Origin of the sequence: Paenibacillus sp. S25 (assembly GCF_019454085.1) — a bacterium.
GTDB classification, from domain to species: Bacteria; Bacillota; Bacilli; order Paenibacillales; family Paenibacillaceae; genus Paenibacillus; species Paenibacillus polymyxa_B.
Window position 1 is genome coordinate 3,684,908 of record NZ_CP073683.1, and the last position, 26,322, is coordinate 3,711,229.

The 26,322-nt window shown below is 46.0% G+C and carries 22 protein-coding genes and 1 other annotated feature (1 of these 23 running past the window's edge); of the genes, 4 read left to right on the forward strand and 18 right to left on the reverse strand.

The features are described 5' to 3' along the window. Nucleotides 1-88: 88 nt before the first annotated feature. A complete protein-coding gene (locus KAI37_RS16245) occupies nucleotides 89-2,887 on the reverse strand; it encodes a calcium-translocating P-type ATPase, SERCA-type (RefSeq protein WP_071641572.1) in 2,799 nt (932 codons plus the stop codon). Nucleotides 2,888-3,116: 229 nt separating this feature from the next. On the opposite strand from KAI37_RS16245, the gene KAI37_RS16250 reads away from it, so the two are divergent. Beyond that, nucleotides 3,117-4,862: an Rqc2 family fibronectin-binding protein gene (locus KAI37_RS16250; RefSeq protein ID WP_104496780.1), complete on the forward strand. Its 1,746-nt coding sequence runs from the start codon at nucleotides 3,117-3,119 to the stop codon at nucleotides 4,860-4,862. Between the two features lie 92 nt (nucleotides 4,863-4,954). On the opposite strand, the gene KAI37_RS16255 is transcribed toward KAI37_RS16250, so the two are convergent. The 9 genes from KAI37_RS16255 to KAI37_RS16295 all read right to left on the reverse strand — a co-directional run bounded on the left by KAI37_RS16255 (nucleotide 4,955) and on the right by KAI37_RS16295 (nucleotide 14,255). After that, nucleotides 4,955-5,824: a PHP domain-containing protein gene (locus KAI37_RS16255; protein WP_220029827.1), complete on the reverse strand. Its 870-nt coding sequence runs from the start codon at nucleotides 5,822-5,824 to the stop codon at nucleotides 4,955-4,957. Beyond that, nucleotides 5,821-6,780 (reverse strand): selenium metabolism-associated LysR family transcriptional regulator, encoded by a 960-nt coding sequence (locus KAI37_RS16260; RefSeq protein ID WP_076292969.1) that lies wholly within the window; start codon nucleotides 6,778-6,780, stop codon nucleotides 5,821-5,823. Before KAI37_RS16260 ends, KAI37_RS16255 begins: the two co-directional genes overlap by 4 nt. A 209-nt stretch (nucleotides 6,781-6,989) precedes the next feature. After that, the gene (locus tag KAI37_RS16265; protein WP_023989315.1) at nucleotides 6,990-7,427 is read right to left on the reverse strand and encodes a hypothetical protein; all 438 of its coding nucleotides are present in this window, start codon (nucleotides 7,425-7,427) and stop codon (nucleotides 6,990-6,992) included. 229 nt (nucleotides 7,428-7,656) lie between these two features. Continuing rightward, nucleotides 7,657-7,917: a YlbG family protein gene (locus tag KAI37_RS16270; RefSeq protein WP_071641580.1), complete on the reverse strand. Its 261-nt coding sequence runs from the start codon at nucleotides 7,915-7,917 to the stop codon at nucleotides 7,657-7,659. 39 nt (nucleotides 7,918-7,956) lie between these two features. Continuing rightward, nucleotides 7,957-8,397 (reverse strand): YlbF/YmcA family competence regulator, encoded by a 441-nt coding sequence (locus tag KAI37_RS16275; protein WP_013310906.1) that lies wholly within the window; start codon nucleotides 8,395-8,397, stop codon nucleotides 7,957-7,959. Between the two features lie 108 nt (nucleotides 8,398-8,505). After that, the gene (locus KAI37_RS16280; protein WP_220029828.1) at nucleotides 8,506-10,530 is read right to left on the reverse strand and encodes a helicase-associated domain-containing protein; all 2,025 of its coding nucleotides are present in this window, start codon (nucleotides 10,528-10,530) and stop codon (nucleotides 8,506-8,508) included. A gap of 6 nt (nucleotides 10,531-10,536) precedes the next feature. Next, nucleotides 10,537-12,360, reverse strand: a complete 1,824-nt coding sequence (locus KAI37_RS16285) for a DNA repair helicase XPB (RefSeq protein ID WP_220029829.1) — start codon at nucleotides 12,358-12,360, stop codon at nucleotides 10,537-10,539. Nucleotides 12,361-12,536: 176 nt separating this feature from the next. Next, nucleotides 12,537-12,965, reverse strand: coding sequence for a CBS domain-containing protein (locus KAI37_RS16290; protein ID WP_023989320.1), 429 nt, complete (start codon nucleotides 12,963-12,965; stop codon nucleotides 12,537-12,539). A gap of 84 nt (nucleotides 12,966-13,049) precedes the next feature. Continuing rightward, nucleotides 13,050-14,255 (reverse strand): M20 metallopeptidase family protein, encoded by a 1,206-nt coding sequence (locus KAI37_RS16295; protein ID WP_220029830.1) that lies wholly within the window; start codon nucleotides 14,253-14,255, stop codon nucleotides 13,050-13,052. Nucleotides 14,256-14,505: 250 nt separating this feature from the next. On the opposite strand from KAI37_RS16295, the gene ftsW reads away from it, so the two are divergent. Beyond that, nucleotides 14,506-15,765 (forward strand): putative lipid II flippase FtsW, encoded by a 1,260-nt coding sequence (gene ftsW, locus KAI37_RS16300; RefSeq protein ID WP_025723472.1) that lies wholly within the window; start codon nucleotides 14,506-14,508, stop codon nucleotides 15,763-15,765. A gap of 225 nt (nucleotides 15,766-15,990) precedes the next feature. Here the strand turns inward: ftsW and KAI37_RS16305 are convergent, their stop codons facing one another. Beyond that, a complete protein-coding gene (locus KAI37_RS16305) occupies nucleotides 15,991-16,356 on the reverse strand; it encodes an Asp23/Gls24 family envelope stress response protein (RefSeq protein WP_013310912.1) in 366 nt (121 codons plus the stop codon). 192 nt (nucleotides 16,357-16,548) lie between these two features. On the opposite strand from KAI37_RS16305, the gene cax reads away from it, so the two are divergent. Beyond that, nucleotides 16,549-17,619 (forward strand): calcium/proton exchanger, encoded by a 1,071-nt coding sequence (gene cax, locus KAI37_RS16310; protein WP_220029831.1) that lies wholly within the window; start codon nucleotides 16,549-16,551, stop codon nucleotides 17,617-17,619. A gap of 141 nt (nucleotides 17,620-17,760) precedes the next feature. Here the strand turns inward: cax and KAI37_RS16315 are convergent, their stop codons facing one another. The 5 genes from KAI37_RS16315 to KAI37_RS16335 all read right to left on the reverse strand — a co-directional run bounded on the left by KAI37_RS16315 (nucleotide 17,761) and on the right by KAI37_RS16335 (nucleotide 22,750). Next, nucleotides 17,761-18,051 (reverse strand): Fpa/YlaN family protein, encoded by a 291-nt coding sequence (locus KAI37_RS16315; RefSeq protein WP_007431028.1) that lies wholly within the window; start codon nucleotides 18,049-18,051, stop codon nucleotides 17,761-17,763. Between the two features lie 141 nt (nucleotides 18,052-18,192). Beyond that, complete coding sequence (locus tag KAI37_RS16320; protein ID WP_013310915.1) at nucleotides 18,193-18,435, reverse strand: HPr family phosphocarrier protein; 243 nt, start codon at nucleotides 18,433-18,435, stop codon at nucleotides 18,193-18,195. 89 nt (nucleotides 18,436-18,524) lie between these two features. Next, nucleotides 18,525-19,640 carry an aminopeptidase gene (locus KAI37_RS16325; protein ID WP_013310916.1) on the reverse strand — a complete coding sequence of 372 codons (1,116 nt, stop codon included), beginning with the start codon at nucleotides 19,638-19,640 and terminating at the stop codon, nucleotides 18,525-18,527. A gap of 76 nt (nucleotides 19,641-19,716) precedes the next feature. Next, entirely contained in the window at nucleotides 19,717-20,568 is an 852-nt protein-coding gene (locus KAI37_RS16330; protein WP_481856549.1) for a hypothetical protein, read from the reverse strand. Nucleotides 20,569-20,764: 196 nt separating this feature from the next. Then, complete coding sequence (locus KAI37_RS16335) at nucleotides 20,765-22,750, reverse strand: sensor domain-containing diguanylate cyclase (RefSeq protein WP_220029832.1); 1,986 nt, start codon at nucleotides 22,748-22,750, stop codon at nucleotides 20,765-20,767. A 436-nt stretch (nucleotides 22,751-23,186) separates the two neighbouring features. On the opposite strand from KAI37_RS16335, the gene rpsD reads away from it, so the two are divergent. Further along, nucleotides 23,187-23,786 carry a 30S ribosomal protein S4 gene (rpsD, locus tag KAI37_RS16340; protein WP_025723468.1) on the forward strand — a complete coding sequence of 200 codons (600 nt, stop codon included), beginning with the start codon at nucleotides 23,187-23,189 and terminating at the stop codon, nucleotides 23,784-23,786. 78 nt (nucleotides 23,787-23,864) lie between these two features. On the opposite strand, the gene KAI37_RS16345 is transcribed toward rpsD, so the two are convergent. Continuing rightward, a complete protein-coding gene (locus tag KAI37_RS16345; protein WP_071641592.1) occupies nucleotides 23,865-24,734 on the reverse strand; it encodes an AraC family transcriptional regulator in 870 nt (289 codons plus the stop codon). Between the two features lie 201 nt (nucleotides 24,735-24,935). Beyond that, a complete protein-coding gene (gene tyrS, locus KAI37_RS16350; RefSeq protein ID WP_071641593.1) occupies nucleotides 24,936-26,189 on the reverse strand; it encodes a tyrosine--tRNA ligase in 1,254 nt (417 codons plus the stop codon). A 66-nt stretch (nucleotides 26,190-26,255) separates the two neighbouring features. Continuing rightward, nucleotides 26,256-26,322 (reverse strand) — a binding site (T-box leader); it runs 200 nt beyond the window's last position.

Here is a 26,322-nt window from a genome sequence, read left to right on the forward strand (position 1 = left end):
CTGATATCATGTTCCTCATGAAGCTTTGATCCCATGATATCATACAGGGCAATAGTGGGAAAGCGATGCGGTATACATGACCCGATTTCTAGGCTGAAAACTTCGTACGTCCCGCTGAAAAGTGTGTATTTCCGCCGCGACGACGGTTGCGTCGACCGCCCCATACACTTCCCGCTCCCATCAGAAACGTGGGAATCCCGGCTGCCACAATGGATAGCGCCCACTCACGCAAACCGAGCGGTACCGTTTTGAAAATAGGTTGCAGCACAGGCACGTACATAACCACTAGCATTAACACTACGGAAGAGAGCACGGCAAGCACGAGATAACTATTTTGAAACGGATTACGATGGAAAATAGAACGGGAACTACGGCAATCAAATACATGAATTAACTGTGCCAGAACTAGCGTAGCAAAGGCAACGGACTGTGCTTTGATCAATTGTCCTGCGTCATCCGGTGCAATACGTAATGTCAGCCAGAAGGCCGCTAGCGTACATAAACCAATCAACAAGCCACGACTAATGATTTTCCAGCCCAGTCGACGAGCAAAAATATTTTCCTTTGCGCCACGAGGTTTGTGCTCCATGAGATCCTTTTCTGGCTGGTCCACACCCAGAGCCATCGCTGGTAGGCCATCAGTCACCAGATTCACCCATAAAATCTGAATCGGTAACAAAGGTAATGGTAGCCCGGCCATCATGGCAAAGAACATCGTCAAAATCTCACCAACATTGGAGGCGAGTAGATAACGGATAAATTTACGGATATTCTCGTAAATATTCCGTCCTTCCTCAATTGCGGCTACAATCGTTGAGAAATTATCATCACTCAGTACAAGCGCAGCCGCTTCTTTGGTCACGTCCGTCCCTGTAATGCCCATCGCAATACCGATGTCCGACGCCTTTATCGCCGGAGCATCATTGACGCCATCTCCGGTCATGGCTACGACATGTCCGCGTCTTTGCAGTGACTTGACGATCCGTAGCTTGTGCTCCGGCGAAACCCGTGCATACACAGAGACGGTATCAACGGCTTTGTCCAGCGCCGCATCATCCATCACAGACAATTCCTGTCCTGTCAACACATGGGAGCCGCGCTGAAGAATGCCCAGCTGCTGTGCAATGGCCTCTGCAGTTGTACCGTGATCTCCGGTAATCATCACAGTGCGAATTCCAGCACGACGGCACTTGCCAATGGCTTCGCGAACCTCGCGACGTGGCGGATCAATCATGCCTGTCAGCCCGATAAAGATCAGCTGTGCTTCAGCCTCCTCAACCGTAGAGACACGCTCATGCGAGCGGATGTCACGGTAAGCGACACCAAGTACACGCAGCGCCTCCGAGGCCATTCCTTCGTTAGCTGCCAGTACCTTTTGGCGCAGCGTGCCCGTTAACGGAACGACATTTCCTTCCCATAAAATGTAGGAGCACTGACCCAGCAGCACATCCGGCGCACCTTTGGCAAAGACGATGTGTCCTCCCTGGTGGCGTACGAGTACCGACATTCGCTTTCGATCCGAGTCAAAAGGGAATTCTCGCTCCCTTGTGTACAGCTCATATAGCCCTTGTCGCGTGACTCCGCCCTTGGCAGCTAACGTGACCAGTGCTCCTTCCGTCGGGTCACCCTTCAACTCCCAAACGGCGGACAGCGTCGGCTCTTTAGTCTTCTTTTTCGAACGCAACTCCTCTGTATCAGCTTGAACAATTTCAGCATTGTTGCAAAGTACACTGGCTTGTAACAGTCTACGCAGAGATTGTCCGTTTTTAAGGTCAGCAGGAAGGTCTCTATCCATAATATGCCCGTGTGGGTCGTAGCCCTCTCCCGTAACTCCCCAGAAGCGACCGTCCAGCCACAGCTTGGTGACTGTCATTTTATTTTGGGTCAGGGTGCCCGTTTTGTCGGAACATATGATAGATGCACAGCCGAGCGTTTCAACAGAAGGCAGCTTACGCACAATCGCCTTTCGTTTAATCATACGCTGCACACCCAATGCGAGCGCAATCGTCACAATAGCCGGCAACCCTTCCGGTATAGCCGCCACAGCCAAGCTCACTCCGGCCAAAAACATGCTCATCGCTGGCTGTCCATGTAAAATGCCTGCTACCACAACGAGCACCGTTAGCGCCAACGCTACGATAATCAAAATTTTGCCCAATTGCTCCAATCTGTGCTGCAACGGTGTCTCCTGCGACTCCGTATTTTCAATCAAGTCTGCGATCTTACCCATTTCGGTACTCATACCTGTACGTATAACCATTCCTTGTGCGGTTCCTCTAGTCATCATCGTGCCCATAAAACCGATGTTTTTTTGATCCCCGAGTGGTACTTCGGCGGCATGAATAGGACGGGAATGCTTACTCACCGGAACTGATTCACCTGTCAAGGCGGACTCCTCTACATCACAGCCGTTCGTACTCAACCACCTTACATCTGCGGGAATGCGATCACCACTTTCCAGCAGCACAATATCACCCGGAACCAGCTCTCTGGCCTGAACTTGAATTCGTTTGCCGCCCCGCAACACTTTGGCGGTTGGAGCCGACAGTTGTCTCAAAGCTCGCAATGAACGCTCAGCTCTGAATTCCTGTACAAAGCCGAGAATTCCATTCAGTACAACAATAGCAATAATGGTAATCGCGTCCAAATATTCGCCAAGCAGGCCGGATATCAGGGTTGCTCCCATCAATACGAGCATCATAAAATCCTTGAACTGGTTGAGCAGCAGCAAGATTGCCGAAACTCGCTTCCCCTCACTCAGCTCATTCCATCCTGACCTTTCTCTTCGTTCCGCAAGCTGTTCCTCCGAAAGACCCTGCTTCGGGTCGACTTCCAGACTTGTTGAAAGCTGTTCATTGCTTAATTGGTGCCAGTGTGCTTGTTCCATTCTCCCCAATTCCCTCCCGGTCAGATAGTCCGTTTCCGTCGGTTGTGCGTAGGATGGCTGCCCGTTATTATATTTTTGTGCCGCGATTGCTGATAAGCTGGACAGACTTTCTAGATTCAATCTATTCGGACAGGACCTGAAATATCACAAAGCCGCTTAAGTTTTGTCCCAAAGTTATGTATCATAGAAGGAAGGCGAAAATACATTTGCTTCAAAGGAGAACATAATTATGGCATTGGACGGAATCGTAACCCGCGCTATCGTACACGAACTGCAAGGCATCCGGGGCGGGCGCATTAATAAAATACATCAGCCAAATGATCGCGATATCGTGCTGAATCTGCGGGCACAAGGCGGAAGCGTAAAGCTGCTCCTGTCGGCTAATCCGACCTTCCCGCGTGTACATTTTACAGAACAAAGCTTTCTTAATCCGACAGAAGCCCCTATGTTTTGTATGCTACTTCGCAAGCATTGCGAAGGAGGCGTTATTGAGAAAATCACGCAGGTGGGCATGGAGCGTATTATTCACATGGATATACGTCAACGTGATGAACTGGGAGATATTTCACTCAAACGAATTATCATTGAACTGATGGGTAGACACAGCAACATTATTTTGCTTGACCCGGAAACAGGCGTGATGCTGGATGGCATTCATCATGTCACACCGTCTATCAGTAGCTATAGGGTCATTATGCCTGGCTTTCAATACACGGAGCCTCCTGAACAAAACAAGCTGAATCCACTAGAAACGGAAGAGGCAGCCTTCATATCCTCGTATCAAACAGCGATCGAGGCCGAAGAAGCTCCCAAACGCTGGATCGTGAACACTTTTACTGGACTCAGTCCCCTCATTGCTGAGGAGATATTAGCTCGAGTAACTAATGAAGTATCTGGTGATAGTGATCGTTCACTATGGAGTACATTCAGTCACATCATGGATGACGTGAGGAATCATCGTTTTCAGCCGGTATCTGGACTAAACGCACAAGATAAAGTGATATTCTCAGCCATTCCACTGACGTTAATCCAAGAAGGACGTAAGGAGTATGCTACTATCAGTGAGTGTATGGAGGACTTCTTCGGTGAAAAAGCAGAAAGGGATACGGTTAAGCAAAAGGTCAGTGACCTACTGCGGTTTCTGCAAAACGAACGGAGTAAAAACCTAAAAAAGCTCGACTATCTCCATCAGGATTTGGCCGAGGCGGAAGATGCCGATCAATTTCGTATTTATGGAGAGTTGCTGTTCGCTTCGCTGCATGAGGTGAAAAAAGGTGACAAAGAAGTGACGCTCATCAACTTTTATGATGAGGAACAGCGTCCAATAACCATCCCACTGGACCCACTACTCAACCCGTCGGATAATGCACAACGGTATTTTAAAAAATACAACAAATATAAAAACAGCTTGGCTGTCATTGATGAACAACTGGAGAAAACGCACGAAGAAATCCGTTATATGGACAATCTTCTTCAGCAGCTAGCCCATGCCTCTATGAATGACATTGAGGAAATACGTGAAGAACTGGTTCAGCAGGGCTATCTCAGAGATCGGGTCAAAAAAGGAAAGAAAAAGAAGAAAAACGACCGTCCAACCCTGCACGTCTATACATCATCCGAAGGTATTGAGTTACTAGTCGGCAAAAACAACTTGCAAAATGAATATGTGACAAATCGACTGGCCGGACCAAATGACACCTGGTTGCACACAAAGGATATTCCGGGGTCACACGTCGTTATACGTGCTGAGCAATTCGGGGATACGACGCTGGAGGAAGCAGCTCAACTCGCTGCCTATTTTAGCCAGGCCAAGCAATCCAGCAGCGTACCTGTGGACGCCACCCTGATTCGGCATGTACGTAAGCCCAGCGGAGCCAAACCCGGCTTTGTCATCTACGACCATCAGCGTACGCTCTTCATTACACCCGATGAGGAGCTGATCAAAAAGCTGCCGAATCGCATCAAAAATGGCTAAGTCTCACTAGCCTATTGAAACCACAAAAAAGCCCTTTGTTCTTTGCACGGTACACTTCTTGTGTTCCATGCATAAGGCAAGGGGCTTTTTATTTACTTTTGTCCAACAGCAGCCTTCCTCAATTCCTCGACAACTTGACCTTCTACACTACGGCTACCCAGATCACCGTGGAAAATAACACCTTGGCGTGCGCCGTGAAAATCCGAGCCGCCAGTTGCAATAAGCCCATATTCCGCCGCCATCACAGCATATCGGCTCTCAGCCTCAGCATCATGGTCCGAATGTCGCACCTCCAAGCCCACAGGCTTCGCCTCCTCTATAATAGAGCGAACCAGCTCATCATTTCCGTACAAGCCAGGGTGGGCCACCACAGGTGCCCCTCCTGCTTCACGAATCCAGTTTATGGCCTCCGCAGGCTCTACACGGGGTACAGACACATATCCGGGCGCTCCTTCCGCCAAGTAACGGTCAAACGCGTCTCGCATATCCTTCGCATATCCCTTTTGAACCAGCGTATCCGCCATATGCGGACGTCCAATGCTTTCATCTGATGCCAGCGGTCTGCCCATCGTAGCCACCACTTCATCCAGTGTGATTTCCACGCCCAGACTACGCAATTGACTTAAAATCAAATCATTACGGGTATCCCGCGCCTGGCGAAGCTTTTCCAACCGCTCCAAAAACACTTTATTGCGGTAATCCATAAAATAACCGAGTATATGAATATCCTTACCGCCAGCTCGAGTACTAATTTCCACTCCTGGCACCACAGTAATTCCTATGCGTTTTCCCTCCTCCAGAGCTTCTTCCAGGCCAGCTACCGTATCATGATCTGTAATGGCCACACCTGCCAATCCTTTTTCCTTGGCCCAGCGCACATTATCTGCAGGTGGCTGCATACCGTCAGATGCTTGGGTGTGTGTATGTAAATCATATCGTTTTACGTTAATCTGCTCCTTCATTGTTCATCCTCCTTCTCTTTCACCTTTGCAAGCTCGTCCTGCGAGTCCCTCTGCACGTCCGTTCCCTGATCATGACGACGCAAGTAAGACAGGAAGGTTACTACCGGAATCGGCAATAATGCCGACTTCAAATGAATTGCATAAAATTCTCGTTTGAACGTGATATCTGAAATGTTTACAATTTTCAACAAACCGAGCGCAACTTCATGCTTCACTGAAGAAGGTGATAGCATGGTAATACCCAGTCCAGCCTCCACTGCCGATTTGACCGCTCCAGTGCTCCCCATCTCCATTACAATACCAAGTCGGGAGGCATCCACACCACGACTTTTCAGCTCATCTTCTATCACTTGACGTGTACCAGATCCCTTTTCTCTGGCTACAAAAGGATGCTTAAACACATCTTCCAGAACCACTTTTTTAGCCTTGGCCAGCGCATGTCCTGAAGGCACAATCAGTTTCAGTTCGTCCTGCATCACAGGTTCCACCACGATATCTGGATGCTGGATTGGGGCCTCAATCAGTCCTAAATTCAACTGATGTTTTAGTATATCATCCATAATTTGAGTCGTATTCATCACATTCATCGCCATGCGTATATGAGGGTATTCCTGGCCAAACGGCCCCAACATTCTTGGTACAATATACTCACCAATCGTTAGGCTGGCGCCAATATGCAATCTTCCCTCCAGCATGTGAGTAAAAGCAGACATCGCCTCGTCAGCTTCTCTGATCAGTTGCATGCTTTTTTTCGCAAAAGGCAGTAGTGTCGCTCCCGCCTCTGAAAGCTCGATTTTTTTAGTCGAACGTTGCAGCAGCTTCGTGCCGAAATAATCTTCCAAAGACTGAATTTGCATCGTCACCGCAGGTTGTGTCATATGCAGCGCTTGTGCCGCCGCCGAGAAGCTTCCGCGCTCCGCTACGGTATAAAAAATGTGCAACTGATGAAAGTTCATACTGACAGCCCTCTCCCCTCTGATCTCCCTATTTTAACATAAGAAAAACATCTGTCGAAGCATTTCCAAGTAAACTTACCGAATTGGAGAGTTATATTATTGGAAATAAAAAAAGCATGCAGCTAATAACTGCATACTTTCTACTTAAAGTTGACGGTAATCATAAGTTCGGAGATTTTTTCATCTAGGGCCGACCGCCCAATCACCGTCTATTTTTGCTTACGAGTGCTTTTCATCAGTGTCATGCGCCGCGAATGGCGTAGCCATGAATAGTATGACTTCAAATCCCTTAATTCAATGGTCTCCGACATCCGGCCCAAAAAGGTAATGACAATCATCTTGTGCAGCGGATTCCCCGCAATATCCATCTCACCAGGCAACTCTCCAAATTCGGCCACGACGACCAGATCACCATCAATTAAATATACATCCTCTTCGTTATGATAGTAGGACTCCATCCTGTTTTGCTTCAGGCATTCCCAAAGCCAGGCGGCGATATGATTCGTCTCGGACTGTTTCTGCTCTATCCGATCTAAGTAGCGAGTTTTCGCATGATTTGTAATCACGATATCGGCGACTTTTTTATCGCCCATCTCCACGTAGAACGGTTCGTATGTACTCCATCGCTGCATTGCTTTGTCACGCACGGGATCACTCTCCCCACCAGATAGGTCTTTATATCTACCAATATATTCATATGTTACCTCAACAGACCCGGGACTACAAGTTACAAAATTGAAGTTTATGGGTGATTTTTAATGATTTTTTAGGTCTAACAGCATTAAGACCATTATGCAAAAGTCCTGACTTTACAAAAAAAAGTCAGCCCGTAGGCTGACCTTTTAAAAATATATTACATTTATATACATTTGAATCTTATATTTCATATTCTTTCATCTTTTCCTTATCGTCGTTGTACTCCGTCCTAATCTCATTTCGAAAAGAGCGCTCGACCTTACGCACATAGGAAAGTCTGCGAATATTTTTAACGGTGTCTTCTGCCCGATCCGCATTCATATATATAACTACATAATGCATACGCTTTGAAATAAAGTGGATATTTCCGTATTTCTCCAGATTGCGGGCAGCCTTGATATCGCTTACCCAAATGATGTACCCTGTCCGCTCGGCAAACATTCGCTTCATCTCCCCTCCACTCGGTATCATTCCTATGACCTATCCACAGGAGCATTTCCCTCCGCTGCCACATCCACCCTTTTTCACATTCGGATCATTGCTCGGCACCTTAATGGTCTCGGACACGGAATATGCAATCGTTTCAGACATGGCATGAAGCATATCATCCAGCGCCTTTTCGGCTCGCTTGAACTCCTTAACATCCACGAATTGTTCCAGTTCCAGCTCAACGACCTGCACTGCATCCTTCGCTTCATGATAGTTCGGATGAAAATGCCCAAAACGCTCCGTTTCCGCGAATAGCTCCTTTTTGGCATCCAGCTTGCGTACACACGCCTGAATAGACGGGTTCAATTCCACACGCTGTTTCCAATATAAATAATCCGATACCTCAAAGGATCGGTTGACCATATCGCCCAATTCATAGGCGTTAATAAGCACTTCTGCCATATTGACCGTATTCAATTCGGCTACGCTCATGAATGTTCATCTCACTTTATATAAAGTTCTACCCTGTAAAAGTAGACTCATTTATCATACCACATCCTTCTTTTGAGAAGAAGGAGTTTCATGCACTTCCTGGCTCTACTATGTAAAAGGAACCAGCAGCCGCATGTCTGACCATTCACTTGGCTGTAAAGTCGCAGGAGAAGGTGCTTCGTCATCCATTCCTGAGGCGTACCAGCCTGTGACACTCCATGGTGCACCGGGAACCACCGCCTCCGGTATCCATTTAACCTCTTTTCCACCGATTCGCAGTCCCACAGCAGCCTGCCAACGAATCGCTTGCTCGATCAACTGCCGGGCAGTGGAAGTATGGTAACTCCTCCATTCTTTTGTCCATGAGGAGGGGACTGTAGATCTTTCTGGAAAATAGTCAGACGGATCAGGCAGCGTGTGCTCTTGTTCGTAAAAATGCAGCGTGCGCCCAGTATAAACAAAACCTGCTCTTCCCTCTTGGGAAAATATAGAACGGGCTTGAGTAGGGTCGGATTCCATTTCACTGTTGGGGCTGCCTGAACTTATGTTCTCTGGTTCCAAAATCAATGGATAACGATGAGTCGGATCGTCCACACCTTCCAGTTCACGACGTGGACCTAATCCAATTGCAGCAAGCGTTTTTCGTATTTTGACAGCAGAGCTCGCCGGAATAATAAAGTCCCTGTCACCGAGCCGTTCCAGCAATCCTTCCAACGCGGGATGGTGTGCAACCATGTCTGCATCCTCCTGTGTGCCACATCGCAAAAGTGTTACCGTTGCAAAAGCCGTCCGTCCGACATCGCCTGCCCACTGTTCTACCGCCATACGTACATGATCAGGCACACCTGTCCGGCTGAACTTGTCCAGAAGAGCAGGAATTGCTTTGGCTTCTATTCCTAACTCGATTGCCTCTGTAACACTTTCTCTGGTAATCCGGTATACTACCATCCGATCTCCTGTCACACGTTCACAGCAGCATTCCAGTCGCCAGCGCACATCATATGCCACATCTGGTGGAACCAATATTTCAAAATCAGGTTGTACATAAAAAGCACCTTGTTCTTGATGTGTATCCTCGTAATTATTGGGACGAAGCATATCTATCACAGATACATCCCAGCGAAAACACAGTTCGCCCGAAGCAGTCTGGCCCCAATCGCCCATTCCAAAAGCAGTCAGGGCCTTCAGCCAACCCTTAAATTCCTCCATGAAAGGTCCAATGAAATTAAAATCAGATACCGTTTCTCCCACAAACCCTTCCGTATTTGAGATTGTAGGAACAAGGTCTAAAAGGGCACCATTCTTGGAATCAGCTCCGCTCGTACTCTCCTGCTGGATTAGGCCTACCTGAAGCATCCATTGCAGCAGACACTTGATAGATATCCACCCTTCTGTTCCTACATACTGGGAGACGGCACACAGCATATAGCGAAAATGCTGCATAGACGCTTCGGCCTTGCCGTATCTTTCCATAAGTGTAGCAAAAATATGCTTGCGCATTTGCCAAGCAGACAAACGAATCCAAGTCGCCAGTTCCGTTTCCTGAATGCGAAAAGACACAGTTTCTTTCACTAACAGACCCAAACTGAGTAGCAAATCCATCATTACCACCGTTTGCACTGGATACAGCTCTGCATGCGCATAATGCAACCCAAGACCCATCAGGTCCTCTGGGCGAAAGGGGGTCAGTTCATTCAATTTTTGCAATGACCGCTTATGTATAGTTCCTTTGGCTGTCAAAGGAACGCCCTGTACCGCAATACGTGACAACGCATGCAGCAATTCCGACTCCAGCCCTGTCATTGATTCATGTACCGTTATCGGATGATCCGAATGCATCATGTTCATTGGATTTTGCTCTAACAACATATCGTACAAATCCGGTAGCCGATGAACCGGAATATATAAAATTCGTTCGCCCCACGATTTGGTAACAGCCTCCAGCCAGCCCCGTAGACGTAATCCACGTAGTGCCAGCTTCGTTTCGACTCCGCTTAACACTCCCCGGGTAAGCTGTATTAGTTCTTCTTCCTTCAGGGGCTGTCCCGCGCACCGGATAAAGCATCGTCTAAGCACCAGCAGCTCATCTGATGAAAGCTCATTCCAGCTGTCTTGCGTGTTCGTTACGCCCATTCTTGATTAGGCCTCCTTTTTCTTTCCACGATCTCCAGGCTTATCATCCCGGCCTTCGATAGCCTCTGTCACACTAAATCGGCGAACCGCATATTCATAGCCTTGCTCAATCAGAAACAGCTGACGACGAGCTGCAAAATCCGTCTCCTTGCTATTCTCCGTCACTAGCGCATAAAAATAAGCTTTATTCTCGCCCGACTTTGGTCGCAAAATGCGGCCCAGTCGCTGCGCTTCTTCCTGACGAGAGCCAAAGCTACCCGATACCTCTATGGCTACTGCAGCATCCGGCAGATCCACCGCAAAGTTTGCAACCTTGGATACCAATAGGGTCCGAATTGTACCCTTGCGGAACGCATCAAACCAACGCACCCGCTCCGTCTGGCTCATTGAACCCGTAATCAGTGGGACACCGAGCTTCTGAGCCAATATACGCAATTGGTCCAAATATTGACCAATAATAAGCGTGGGCAAGCCGCTGTGCTGCTGCATCAGACTACGTACCGCCTCCAGTTTGACCGGATTTTCGGCTGCAATTCGGTACTGCTGTCTACCCTCGGCACGCATACTGCGCTCCAAAAGTTCAGCTGTCATTGGAAGCCGTAGCTCCACACAATCCACCTGAGCGATCCAGCCCTGTCGCTCCAGTTCCTTCCACGGCATATCATACCGTTTGGGTCCAATTAAAGAGAACACATCTCGTTCACAACCATCCTCTCGAACCAGCGTGGCTGTTAACCCCAAACGACGGGTAGCCTGAATGTCAGCCGTCGCCCGGAATACTGGTGCGGGCAGCAAATGAACCTCATCATATATAATGAGTCCCCACTTCCGCTCACTCAGTAGTTTCATATGCTCAAAATCCCCATCTTTGGTGCGACGGTGTGTCAAAATTTGGTAGGTTGCCACCGTAATCGGGCGCACCTCTTTTTTCTGACCGCTATATTCCCCTATGGAATCGGCAGGAATATCCGTCTTTCGCTTTAACTCTTCTACCCATTGCCGTACAGAAGTAGTATTAGAAGTTAAAATAAGCACTTCGCACTGAAACCGATTCATTACCGCCATACCTATCACTGTTTTTCCGGCTCCGCATGGAAGTACCAGTATACCACTCCCCCCTAAGCCGTTCGCTCCTTCAAACGCATCAGCGGCCTTTACTTGATAATCACGAAGCTGCAACTTCGTTTGTCCCTTTCCCAAGGTAAAACTAAGCTGATTCCCTTCAAGATAGCCTGCCGTATCCACAACGGGATAACCCAAGCGCGTTAATTCCTGCTTGAGTAAGCCCCGATTTTCGGGCGGGACCGATGCGCTTACCTCATCAACGCAAAGTAAACCAAGCTGTTTGAGCTCTTGCTTGGTCAGTAGCTCACCCAGTAAAGCGGGGGTCTCTGCTGCCAAGATCAAGCGATCACCTATTGTATAGCTGTTGGCTTTCCCTGTCTTTATACCTCCGTCTGGCTCATGCTCAGCACGGTATGCGCCAATCGTATCTGTGCTATAAGTTCGCTTTTCTTCCGTACCCTCCCGTGAAAGCGTCAACGTCCCATAACGAGAAACGAGCTGTTCAATATCCTTCAACAAATCACGTGGAATATCCCAACGGGACATGGAGTGCAAACTATTTTGAATTTCCTCAGCACTCCATCCGAGGGCAGCTGCGTTCCACAAAGACAATGGAGTGATGTGGTATGTATGAAAAGCGGACGGGCTTTTAACCAGCTCCGCATAAATCTGCAACTGTGAACGAGCCCATTCTGAACCGGGCAAGCCCATTTCCAGCAGAACGGTAAAATCACGTTGTACAATACAAGGGTGATCTGGATTCATAACTACCTCCTGATAATCTAACAATACTCATTTTAAACTTATATAATAAATAGCTTATCCGTTTATTGGCATATCAACCAGAATAGCAAGGAGCCCAACCCATATTCGGGTTGAACTCCTGATTAGAAGCTCGGGGTAAAGACCTCCCCAAACTAATGCCTACCTTAATTATTCTTCTAGTGGACCTGCTCGGAAATATGACTAAGCGCCTCTCCAGCGTTGTCTGCAAAAATATTACGAACAGCCAAATCACCGATCGAGACAATCCCGATCAGACGGTCTCCTTCCGTTACGGGCAAACGACGGATTTGCTGCTCTGCCATCAGTTCAGCTGCTTGGTCCACCGACATGTCCGCACTAGCTGTACGAATACCTGTCGTCATAACCGTATCGACCGAACCCGAACCCGAATTTTTAGCCGCATAACCGCGAACGACAAGATCACGGTCCGTTACTACACCGATCAACTTATCACTGCCTTCGCTTTCCACAACCGGAATAAAACCAGTATCATTGTCCTTCATTTTGACCGCAATTTCATAAATATTGTCCTGCGGGGTAACCGTTACGCATTTTTTAGTCATAACTTCCTGAACCTTTTTCATGGGTACTCCCTCCTTTTCAACAGTAGGGTACCCCATTTCATTCAGCTCATACTCCAGATTGAACCGTTCCCAATCCAACTCATTTTAGCCCTTAATTGCCCCTGCTTTTCGTTCCGCAGCGTATCCCGTAGACATCGCAATAAACAAACGGACCGCGTTAATCATTGCATCCTCATCAAAATCAAATTTCGGATGATGGTGTGGATAAACTGCTCCTTTAACTGGGTTACCCGCTCCTACGAACATGAAGCAACCTGGCACACGTTCCAAATAATACGCAAAATCTTCAGCAGGCATCAGCTTCGACGCTTCCTGTACATTCTCCTCGCCGAAAACAGATTTTGCTTCATTAAAGAAACGAGATGCTTCATGTGCGTCATTGACAACTGGTGGGTATCCCATAATATAGCGAACCTGTGCTGTTGTACCGTATGTTGCGGCTGTAAGCTCGGTCACCTCATGCAGTCGCTCCTTCATTACCGTTCGTGTCTCCTCATCAAACGTACGAATCGTTCCACTCAAGCGACACGTTTCTGCGATCACATTTTGCGCAGAGCCCCCTTGGATGGTTCCCACCGTCAGCACGGCAGGTCGTAATGGGTCGACTGAACGGCTTACAACACTTTGCAGTTGCATAACAAGAGCTGAACCCGCCACGACACTATCATTAGTGGACTGGGGCATCCCACCATGCCCACCCTTACCTGTAATTTCAATATAAAAATCGTCTGCCGCCGCCATCAACGGACCTGCGCAACTCGCGGCCGTCCCGACCGGAAAAGGTGTCCATAAATGGATGCCATAAATGACATCCACACCTTCCAATATACCATCCTTTATTACACTGACCGCTCCGCCAGGTAGCAATTCCTCCGCAGGTTGGAACAACAACCGAATTTCTCCTTGCAGCTCGTCCCGGTTCAGACTGAAATAGTAAGCCGTTCCAAGCAACGCGGATGTATGTCCGTCATGGCCGCAAGCATGCATGGCTCCGTCCACGCTGGAGCGATATTCACATTCCTTTTCATCCTGAATAGGAAGAGCATCCATATCGGCGCGTAACATGACGACAGGCCCGGGTTTAGCACCACGAATGGTGCCTACAACACCGTGTCCCCCTACCTGACGGCGAATCTCGATTCCCCAACTCTCCAACTTATCCGCTACAAAAGCTGCGGTTTTGCTTTCTTGAAAGGAAATTTCGGGATTCTTATGTAAATGTCTACGCCACTCCACCATGTTTTCTTGCAAACGATCAAACCAGATCTTATCTATCGCATGTTGCGTCATTCTGCTCCACCTCTCCTTTTAAAGCACCGGGCAAGTTCCCGAATTAATCATGCAGCGTCACCACGTATGCACCGCTGCTTTCAAGTCTTCATTTTTATCCTATTGTAGCAGATATGGAATTGTTGCGATATCTGTTGCTCCAGGGAGGTTGCAGAAGCCCAACAAACATAATATGATAAAATGGATAAACGATAAAATGATAACCGTCTGCGAGGAATATACCTTGTGGCGAATACCGGGGGAAGCTGATATGAGAAATACGAAGCCGGAGACTCGAAGAAGAGGCACACCGGATTTCCAATTGCTGATCCTCACTTTGTTACTGGTTGGATTCGGTGTAATTATGGTATTTAGCTCCAGCTCCAGCGTAGCTCTGCTGAATAAAGAATACAATTTTGACTCTTTATATTTTGTGAAGCGCCAATCTGCATTTGCTGTACTTGGACTTTTTATTATGTTGGTAGCTATGAATATTAAGATGGAAAAATATAAAAAACTTTTTGTACCTTTATTTTTCATAACTATATTACTGCTAATCATCGTTCTTTTTACAGGCTCACTTAACGGTGCAAAAAGTTGGCTCAGGTTTGGTAGTGTTGGCTTCCAGCCAACGGAGCTTGCGAAAATTTCCATCATTCTTTACTTATCCGCACTTATTGTCAAAAAAGGAGATCGCTTTAGAGATCTGCGGACTGGCTACATACCTGTAACAGTCATTGTAGGCTGTGTTGCAGGACTCATCATGCTTCAACCTGATTTAGGCTCCTGCTTCATTTTGGTTGCTACAAGTGGTCTGATTATTTATGCCGGTGGAGCCAGTGTAAAGCATATTACAGCATCAATTGTTCTGCTCGTGCTAGGCGCTTCCATCGTATTTGGCATTGGGTCGTTGTTTGGAGGAGATTCTGGAACCACAGATGGACAAGCTGCTGCCAAGCAAGATTACAAAATCGGACGCTTTCAAGCCTTTCTTAATCCCGAGAAATATAGACAAGGAACAGGATACAATCTGGTACAGTCCTTGCAAGCTATAGGTGAAGGCGGCTTAAACGGGTCAGGATTTGGTAAAGGTATTATCAAGCTTCACTATCTTCCTAATTCATTTAATGATTTTATCTTTTCTGTAATTGGTGAAGAATTCGGATTTGTCGGAACAGCCATATTCCTGATGCTATATTTGTATTTCATTTGGCGAGGCATGATCATTGCTCTGCGTTGCCATGATCCGTTCGGAACGTTGGTAGGCACTGGCATCATGGGTTTGATCGCCATTCAGGCCTTCATTAATATCGGCGGTGTAACCCAAACGATTCCAATCACTGGCGTAACGCTTCCATTTATCAGCTTTGGTGGCTCCTCCCTACTTGTCATGATGTTTTCCATGGGCATTATGCTCAGTATTTCACGTGAGAACACCAAACAAGCGGTGCAGGAACGCACCACAGGGGTAGCTGTCCGTAATGAAGTACCCAATCGCTTTCAAACGCGTAGAACCAACCGTTTTCGTTAAAAAAAGAACTTCCATGGACCACTTACAACGGTGGCTTTGGAAGTTCTTTTGGTTATGTATAAAATACGGGAACCCTCTGCAAAAATGGCTATACTGTTGATTCACAAAACGAAAACTGGCGATTCTATAACCACCAGTTTTCGTGTTTTTATTCGGGTTATCCCACGGAATTCCCGGCGTGTATACAATTGGTGAAAAACGTCAATTTATCGGTTCCTGATTCTTTTACACTGCGTCGTCCTTGAACGCGACACCTTCCACTTTTACGTTCACTTCCACGACCCGCAAACCCGTCATACTTTCGACGGCTTCTCGCACATTTTGCTGAAGAATTCGGGACACCTCATGAATAGGTGTTTCGTAGAGCACGATAATACGTAGATCAATGGCAGCTTCCAGCTGTCCAACCTCCACTGATACGCCTTTTTGCACATTTTTACCGCTCAGCCTTTTGGCCCAGCCTTCCGATAAACCGCCTGACATTGCAGCAATGCCCGGTGTCTCTAATGCGGCCATCCCGGCAATTTTACCTACGACATCGTTGGAAATCTTGATGTTTCCTGCTTCCAGTTGTTGAATTTGCTCTGCCATGACCTATGTCCCCCTTCATCCATCCTTTATTTGTATTGTAAAGCCTCAGCCACTCCAAATGCAAACCCTACGTATGAAAAACAACTTTCGTTTACAACCTATATCATTTTGGGTATATTAATTTAGAAAATCCATACAAGTGACAGCTTTCAACAAACTTGTACACATCTATTGATATCGAGGTGCTCTTCATTGAAAAAATGGTTATCTCCCGCTTTGCTTATAGCGACATTTGCTCTTAGTGCAGTCGCTCATTACACGCATTGGAACGCTATAGCCCAATTTGTCATTTGCGCAATTTCTGTTGTATTCGTAGCCGGTTTTCTCGGCAGGGCGACCGAAAATGTCGCGCATTATGCTGGCCAACGTTTAGGTGGGTTCTTAAATGCCACCTTTGGTAACGCAGCCGAACTGATCATCGCCATCTTTCTTGTTAAAGAAGGTCTTTACGATATGGTAAAGGCCAGTCTTACCGGTTCCATCATCGGTAATCTGCTGCTGGTGCTCGGAGCAAGTCTGTTCGCTGGCGGTTTGAAGTACAAAGTGCAAAACTTCAATATATCACTGGCTGGATTAAGTGGTTCTCTGATGATTGTGGCTGTTATTGCCTTGTTCGTTCCAGCTGTCTTTCTGAACACACACGTTATCACGGATGGCGAATCAGATACGCTCAGCCTCATTGTCGCAGGCACGCTCATTGTCGCGTATATTGCGTGGCTTATTTTTTCTATGATTACGCATAAGGACTATTTAGCTGATGTGACCGAACAAAAAGATGAAGAATTGCCACATGAGCATGCCCCTGTGTGGTCCAGAAACAAATCCATTGCCTATTTGGTACTCGCTACTGTCATGGTCGCTTTTGTCAGCGAATGGCTGGTAGGTACACTGGAGGTATTTACGACCCAATTTGGGCTCAGCGAATTGTTTGTAGGTGCCTTCCTCGTCGCTATTATTGGTAATGCAGCCGAACACAGCGCTGCTATTTTACTGGCGATGAAGAACAAAATCGGTGCATCTGTCGAAATAGCTATCGGCAGCAGTTTACAAATTGCACTATTTGTTGCCCCTGTGCTGATTTTTGTCAGTTACTTTATGGGAAACACGATGAATATTGTTTTCACCACAATTGAGCTGGTCGCCATTGCTGTCGCTGTATTTATCGCCAAATCCATCACCCAGGACGGCTCAACCAACTGGTATGAGGGACTCATGCTACTGGTAGTGTATGTATTGTTAGGTGTATCCTTCTTCCTTGTGTAGCTTTTAAGGTTTTAAAATGTGCGTTAGGATGGTGGAAGGACGATGCGCTTTTACCATCCTAAAAGAACATTTTTTCAAAAAAAGGCATCAAAAAAAGCATGCTCTCAAACTCCGCATGCTCTCATCAATTCAACCGTCTTCCTAATTGGCCTTATTATTCATGGCCTCATATAGAATAGCCAGATTGCGTTCCAGCTCACTGACCAGCTGTTTACCTACCATTTCCGGAAGAAGTCCAGCGCGAACCGCAAAATCCACTTCCTTGGAAAATCCGTACATCTGAGTATCCAGCACTTCCTCATAGAGAGGGCAATAACGGGTTGCCAGATTCTCCATCTGTACTTCAATAAGCTTCTTTATTTTATCTGCATCTTCCTGAAGCAGATTAATAGCCTTGATATTCAATTGTTCCTGCAAATCAGATGAAGTCATGGATTCTTCCCCCCTATGTCTCAATGTCGCACAAGACGTCCTATCCTTAATATTAGACCAAATTGCAGGCTAATACAAGAACCTGACAAAAAAAGCATCCCTACAGTTACAGGTAGGGATGCTTTTGCTTTAAGAATAAAGTTAGCTGGCTACTGAAATATGAAGTCCGTGCTTCTCGAACACCTCGATGATCGCTTTCTTAGCTTCCTCCGCATCTGGTCCATGAACGTGTAGTTCATAGCTATGGCTGCTGACTAGGGTCGTAAACAAGCCCAGTATACTTTTCACATCAATATACTTATTTTCGGAATGAAGGACGATGGAAGAGGTGAACTTGCTCGCCGTCTGTGCAATTTCAACAACAGCCGCGTTATTATTGGACATAGAGATCCCTCGCTTTACTGAATTGTCATGTATCGTTACTCATCCATAATAATACATTGAAATCGCTTTCTCAGCAAGAACGGATATCGTTATTTTAAATTTTCCGGGTTTAATGGCTCCAGCTCAGGCAGTACAAAGATGCCGTCTTTACGAATCAAAACATCGTCAAAATAAATTTCACCACCGCCATATTCTGGACGCTGAATCAACACCAAATCCCAGTGGATGGATGAACGATTACCGTTATCCGCTGTTTCATAAGCTTGACCTGGTGTAAAATGTAAGCTGCCGGCGATTTTCTCGTCAAACAAAATATCCTTCATTGGATGTAAAATGTGCGGATTAAACCCGATGGCAAACTCGCCAATATAACGTGCTCCCTCGTCAGAATCGAGAATATCATTCAGCCGCTTCGTATCGTTACTCGTCGCTTCCACGATCTTACCATTTTCAAAACGGAATTTAACATTTTCAAAAGTAATGCCATTATACAGGGTTTGTGCATTGTAGCTGATAGTTCCGTTAACGGAATCACGTACAGGCGCGCTGTATACTTCGCCATCCGGGATATTGCATTGACCTGAACACTTGATAGCTCCGATTTGCTTAATAGAGAAATTCAAATCCGTACCCGGTCCGCTGATCCGTACCTTGTCCGTCCGATTCATCAGGTCTGCCAATGCATCTTGAGCTTTGTCCATTTTTGCATAATCCAGATTACACACATCGAAATAAAAATCTTCGAATGCTTCTGTGCTGATATTCGCCAATTGAGCCATGCTGTCATTCGGATAACGCAGCACTACCCATTTGGTGTGTTTCACCCGTTGTTCACTATGTACCGCATGCTGATAAATGGAATTATACATTTTCATTTTATCTTCCGGCACATCTGACAGATCATTTACATTTTCACCTGCACGAATTCCGATGTAGCAGTGCATTTGCTTCATCCGGTTAAGGTCAATCTCAGCCCAGGTCTCCAGCATCTCCTTTGTCGCGTGACGAAGCATGGCGCTCTGTACCTTACGGTCTGTAAGCTGCACAAAAACATTTCCACCTTTTTTACCAACTTCATGAATGATGGCGTTAAGCAAGTCGCGCTCTGTACCGATCATTTCGATCAATACATTTTCTCCAGGCTGCACTTCAACAGAGTAACCTACCAAATTTTCCGCCAGCTTAAGTATTCTAGGATCTTTCATGTAGTGTCTCTCCTTCTTTATTTCATTCTTTTTGAACAATGGTTAATTCAAAATTCATTGTATCACGCCCGCTCCGTTACTTGTAGTCCTCAAAAGTAACTCGGGTTATCAAAGCCTCTTGATGTAGCTCTTCATTTACTCCCTGTCGGGAAATTCGGCATTCCGATGAAAGCTTTAAGGGTAAACCCGTTTGGCGATCTATGGTCAGATGATACACAGTACGCACAATAGATTGCTCCAGCTGGTTGCTCATATCCTCACAACTTTGTGCCCATATTTGAGTCAGCTTCTTTTGCAGTTCTCGATTCGTTCCTGTATGCTGCGTTTTTAATATCCCGATTTGAGGGTTTATAGTATTCATTTCTTTTATTAAACGATCTTTCAACCAGCGCTTTGCCGAAGCAGATTCCGGTTCAATCCTCAATACCCAAGTTCCCCGGGCAGCTCCCGTTTCCATTCGAATGCTCTTATTCAGTGTATTTAATTCCTCAAGCTCCTGAATCGGATTGAAGCGATTTAACATACCATTTCCAACCAGAGGGGGGTAACCGGATGTCAGTGCAACCCATTTTCCACTCTGACGAAGAAAACGCTCTTGTGTAACATCATGCTCGGACTTACCTTGTTGCAGGGCTACGTAGCCACCTTGCTTACGAAAAGCTTCTGCAGAGCCCCAATCCATGATCAATTCATCGTGATTTCTTAGCCTGCCGCGATATTCAAACTGCTTATTCGTTGGCAGACCACTGTCAGCTCTAATTGCAGTCCGTCCAGTAAACATTACCATCTCTTTGCCGGCCATTCCTGCAACAGATCTCTTAAAAATCTGTTCAGGAGTATATTGTCGATCCAGTGCACAACCACTTAACACACCTATTACAAGGAACACACCACAAACCTGCATCACCCATTGCTTTCTCCAATGCATCCCATCATCCATCCTATCCTGAACATAACTGTACTCATAAGCAAAATCCTGCTTTAAGGCAGTTATGCTACCTGGTTCACTTCATCGTGTTATCCCTATAGTTCAATCATACACACGATGTATAGCTACGTTTAGGATTACCTGTCTGCAATGGGTTATGCAAGACAAAAAGAGAACATTCCCTAAGGAATATTCTCTACACATTGGCTACATGATCAACAACTATTCGATTGCGTCCTTCATTTTTCGCTTCGTACAAGGCCATATCAGCCCTATAAAATAAAGATTCAATACTGATCTGCTCGTCCAGCCAGTTCCATTCAGCAATCCCGCAAGAAACAGTCACCTGAGGCTCGGTTTCATGCTGTACACGGTAACGTATTTTTTCGGCATATCCGAGCGCCTGCTGCACCCCCAGCTGCGGTAAATAAATGGCAAGCTCCTCGCCGCCCCATCTGGCACATACATCCTCATCGCGAGTCGCCGAACGAACAATATTGCTGACGCTTTTCAAAATTTCGTCGCCCGTCTGATGCCCATGCGTATCATTCACCTGTTTGAATTGATCAATATCAACCAAAATAAGAGATCCACAGAAATCCTTTTCCTGATGTTGCTGAATGATTTGGTCCACATAATGACGTACATACAGACCTGTTAACATATCCATATTAGCCAGCCGCCGCACCTCAGCGTGCAGCATAGCATTGGTTACCGCTAACCCGATATGAGGGGCTAGCATTTGCAGCATTTTGTAATTATCGTAAGAGAAAAAGTGTGGAAGCTTGCTGGACAATAGTATAACCCCTTTAGGAGTACCGCTGGTCTTCATAGGTACAGCCATCAAAGACTGGGAGTCCGTCGCATCCATAAAATGAGAGGTTATCTTCCCATCCTTTCTATAGTCCGACACAATCACTGGTTCTCCTGTTAAGCGTATCAGTCCAGCAAATCCATCTTCAAGAGGGTAACTTTCCAATCTTAAGCTTTCCACATTGCTCGACATGACCTTAAAACAGTCTCCATCCTGATCAAGCTGTACAATACAACAAAAGTCCGCCATGAACATTTTTAATAACTCCTGCACGGCAAATTCAAATATTTCATTTAACTTCAGGCTCTGATTCAAGCGCTGAACCAGTTCATTAATGAGACGCAATTCATGGATAAGTACATTCGATTGCTCAAGCAGCTTCGCATTTTCAAATGCAGTGCCAGCCGTATCCGCCATCATGGCAATCAGCTCTACATCCACTTTTTTCATACTATCCGCACCCGATGGAAGGATCATATGGAAAACACCGTATACACCCTGCTTGCCACGTAATGGGATCGCAATTTCAGTCATTTCATCTTGTGCACCGACAGGCTCATTCACAGCCATTTGCCCTTTCATAAATGCACGGACGCATACATCTTCGTCCCGTTCATGCAGCAGCAAAGGTTTGACCTGCGGATTGCGACTGTGTCGATCCTGACTCATATACAAGGTGATATCTACATGGGGAAACAAATAGGCGATGCTCCCGAATACCTCATCCAGCACGCCTTCCACGTCAATTTTGTCATGCATCCGTTTTACAATCTGAAATAAAATAGAACGCCGTCTACCTTCACGATCGCTTCGATTCTGCATCCCAAGGATATCTTCCATAAATATATACTCAAACTTCGAGTAAAAGCAGGATTTAAAATGTAAAGCAGCTGCTAACAATGTGTCCTGATTTGAGATAGAATGTTGAGCAGGCCGTGTAAAACGAAGAGCGGCAAAGGGCTCCCTCTTGTAATTACGACATAGTATGGGAACCATATATACAACCGCAAGGCTTCCATCACGAAGTTTGCGCTGACTCACTTCCATCTCTCTAGATATGCAACAACGTTCGACCAAATCCAAATCCTCGTCATCATCTTCTTGCCTACCAGCAACACGAACACCTATAAAATTAAAAACAGCAGTATATTCTTCGTTAATCCAGGATATACCATTGCTCTGCTGTAACCAACTCCGATATCCTTGGACAAGCAGCTGGTTAATATAGGGGAAATCATAGGGTGTCATATCCATGTTCTGGAGCCAGGCAAAAGACGTATATCCTTTATCATCAAACAGCGGAGCACCGCCAGCCTGGACTGTTTTACTGTCAAGCATTTGCTGATCCGTTGTTGAAAATTCCGACATATTAAGGCGCTCCTTCACAGCAAAATTAGCTGTACCAAGACAGCGGCTATACACCACTATAGCTCATAATATGATCTATTTTACTCTCAACTCTAGAAATTTGCATCCATTTTTCAGAAATTCGTCCCACTTTTTTAGTTCTTAAGCCCTATCGACAAAATCTGACGTTTTCATTCTTTTTCTTTTCTTGACATTGACCCACTTTTACATATAGTATATATTAATGAAAAAGACTGTACGGCAGAACTATCTACTGTGCGGATCTTAAATTTTGGGCGTAACAGTTTGTGTCACCCTCATCTTTTTTGTTGCTGACAGGACAGCGGCTGAACTTTTCTGTCAGTAGTGCGTCTTACCTTAACTGGTAGCGCCGAACAAATTGGAGCGCAAAGAGAGCCCCAACTCAAATTTTAATTATGAAGGAGTTAACTCTATAATGGCACGTTACACTGGTCCTAAATTTAAATTGAGCCGTCGTCTCGGTATTTCCCTGAGCGGCACAGGTAAAGAATTGAAACGCCCTTTCCCTCCGGGACAACATGGTGCAAACCAACGGAGAAAAATCAGCAACTACGGTATGCAGCTTCAAGAGAAACAAAAGCTGCGTCACATGTACGGCTTGGGTGAAAAACAATTCCGTACCCTGTTCAACAAAGCTCAACACATGCACGGTATCGCTGGTGAAAACTTTATGTTCTTGCTGGAAAGCCGCCTGGACAACCTTGTGTTCCGTCTTGGCTTTGCTAATTCCCGTGCAGGCGCACGTCAATTGGTAGCTCACGGTCACGTTACTGTGAACGGTAAAAAAGTTGACATCGCTTCTTACCAAGTAAGTCTTGGCGACGTGATCGGTCTTCGTGAAAGAAGTCGTTCCCTGTCTTCCATTAAAGAAGCTTTGGAAAACCGCAACCACTTGGCAGCTTACCTGGAGTACAATGACGCAGCTCTGGAAGGTAAATTCATTCGTTTGCCTGAGCGTGGCGAATTGTCCCAAGATATCGATGAAAAACAAATCGTCGAATTCTACAACCGCTAATCCTTGCATTAGCACCAAAAAGCACCCGAATTTATTCGGGTGCTTTTTTATATTCCCTATGCATCGAGCCTGAGGGTATTATTCAATGGGGATGTATACCTTCATACTCAAATGATCTGGATAGGAGGAATTCATCACGTCCGTAATTTCAAAATCAGGCCCCTCCCTCCGTTCAAAATTAGAATTAGGAAGCCATGTGCCATAGATAAAATCTCGTATATTCTGAACCCGTCCATCTGAACCCGAAGCGTCAAACTCAGCATACTTCCCTGCTGGAATCTCCATATATATAAAACCCTCTGCCAGTTCTTTTGACTCTTTTTCAACTGCCTCGCCCACCACAAATGAAAATGCACCGTTGTCTTCAAATCGACAGGCAACCCCATATGACATTCCCGGTGCAATTTTGTTCGGGATATACATAAAATATTCATTTGCTCCAAAGTGCTCATAAAACCCTGGGATTTCTTTATAGTGCTGCTCATTGTTCAGATTTGTTTTATATTCATACCCTACAATTTTGACCGTTTCGAGCTGCAATATCACCGGCTTATTCACATCCAAATCCCCCATCGTATTTTTTTGGTAATCTAGAAAATTGATTTTACTTTGCGCAGGAAGCTCAATATTACCGTTACGATACTTCCCAGGAGTGATCCCAAAGTTCTTTTCAAAAGCGCGGGTAAAAGCTTCTTGTGAGTTGTACTGATACTCAATAGCAATGTCCAACACTTTTTGATTGGATTGTTTTAGCTGTTCAGCCGCCTCGGACAATCTTCTCCTTCTTATATATTGTTGAACCGTAAAACCCGAAATGGCCTGAAAAACCCGTTGGAAATGAAAAGCTGAAAAGCATGCCTGTGAAGCAATCTCGGCAATTTTTAAATCCTCCCGGAGATTCAATTCAATAAACTCAATCGCACACTGAATTCGTTTAAAGTAGTCCATATAATCCTTCCCCGCACTTGTAATTGTTTTGGTTATCTATCCTACACCCAAATTGTGCAACCCACGTTTTCATTATGTATAACTCTTTACCTACATGTTTGATTATTTGTGCTAAGTTTACCATGACTTTTCACTTGGCAGAAATAAAAAAGCAACGCTGAGATCGATACAATCTCAGTGCTGCTTTTGAATATATTTTCATTATCCAAGCTTGATTTTAGCAAATTTCCGTTTACCTACCTGCACAATGTCGCCTTCCTTCGGCGTGTATGCTTCGTTCACATCGGTCCATTTCTCTTCGTTAATTTTGACCGAACCCTGCTGAATACTGCGCTTGGCTTCACCATTTGATGCTGCAAAGCCCAGATGAGTCAGCAACTGCATCACACGAATGCCACCTTCTTCTAACTGATCAGCCGTCAAGGTGAACTCTTCAATATCGTCAGGCAGCGCACGTTGCTGGAATACGGTCACAAAATGCTGCTTCGCTGCTTCCTCTGCTTCTTCGCCGTGGTACATGCGCACTAACGTTCCAGCCAGCTTCATTTTGGCATCACGTGGATGTACTGAGCCGTCCTTAACACCTTTCGCCAGCTCTGCCAGCTCCTCGTTGTTGATATCCGTTGCAAGCTCAAAATATTTCAGCATCAGCTCGTCAGGAACGGACATGGATTTCCCGTATATTTCGTTTGGCTCCTCATCAACACCAATGTAGTTCCCCAAACTTTTGCTCATCTTCTGGACGCCATCCAGTCCTTCAAGCAATGGTAATGTAATAGTAGCCTGCGGCTCAACTCCGTATTCTTTTTGCAGGGTTCTGCCCATCAGCAGATTAAACTTCTGATCCGTCCCCCCCAATTCAATATCGCTTTGGAGAGCCACGGAATCCATGCCCTGCATCAGCGGGTAAAAGAACTCATGGATGCTGATCGGCAATCCGTTTTGGTACCTTTTTGTAAAATCATCTCGTTCCAACATACGGGCAACCGTTACTTTGGCCGACAGGGTTACTACATCAGCAAAAGACATTGGCCCTAACCATTCGGAATTGTAGAATACCTTTGTTTTTTCAGGATCGAGAATTTTAAAAATTTGTTCCTTGTACGTTTGTGCATTACGCTGTACATCTTCCTCAGTCAGTTGCTTACGAGTCTCCGATTTACCTGTCGGATCACCAATTCTGCCTGTAAAATCTCCGATAATCAGTTGCACTTGATGGCCTAATTCCTGGAACTGGCGCAGTTTGTGCATAACAACCGTATGTCCGATGTGAATGTCTGGCGCAGATGGATCAAGACCCAGCTTAATTTTGAGCGGCTCGCCGCTAACGACCGACTTAATTACCTTACGCTTCAGCTCATCCTCCGGTACAATCTCCGCCACACCCCGCTGTATCACCTCTAGCTGTCGCTCGACCTCTACCTGTTGCTCCGGCTTCAATTCTTCCCACTTCATCCTGTATACCTCCTATTTTTCATCCAAAATATTACATATTAGACAAACCAAAAAGCCCCTTTCATCCCAAGGGACGAGAAGGAGCTACTCGCGTTACCACCCTAATTAAAGAAACGCATGTCAAAGACAGACA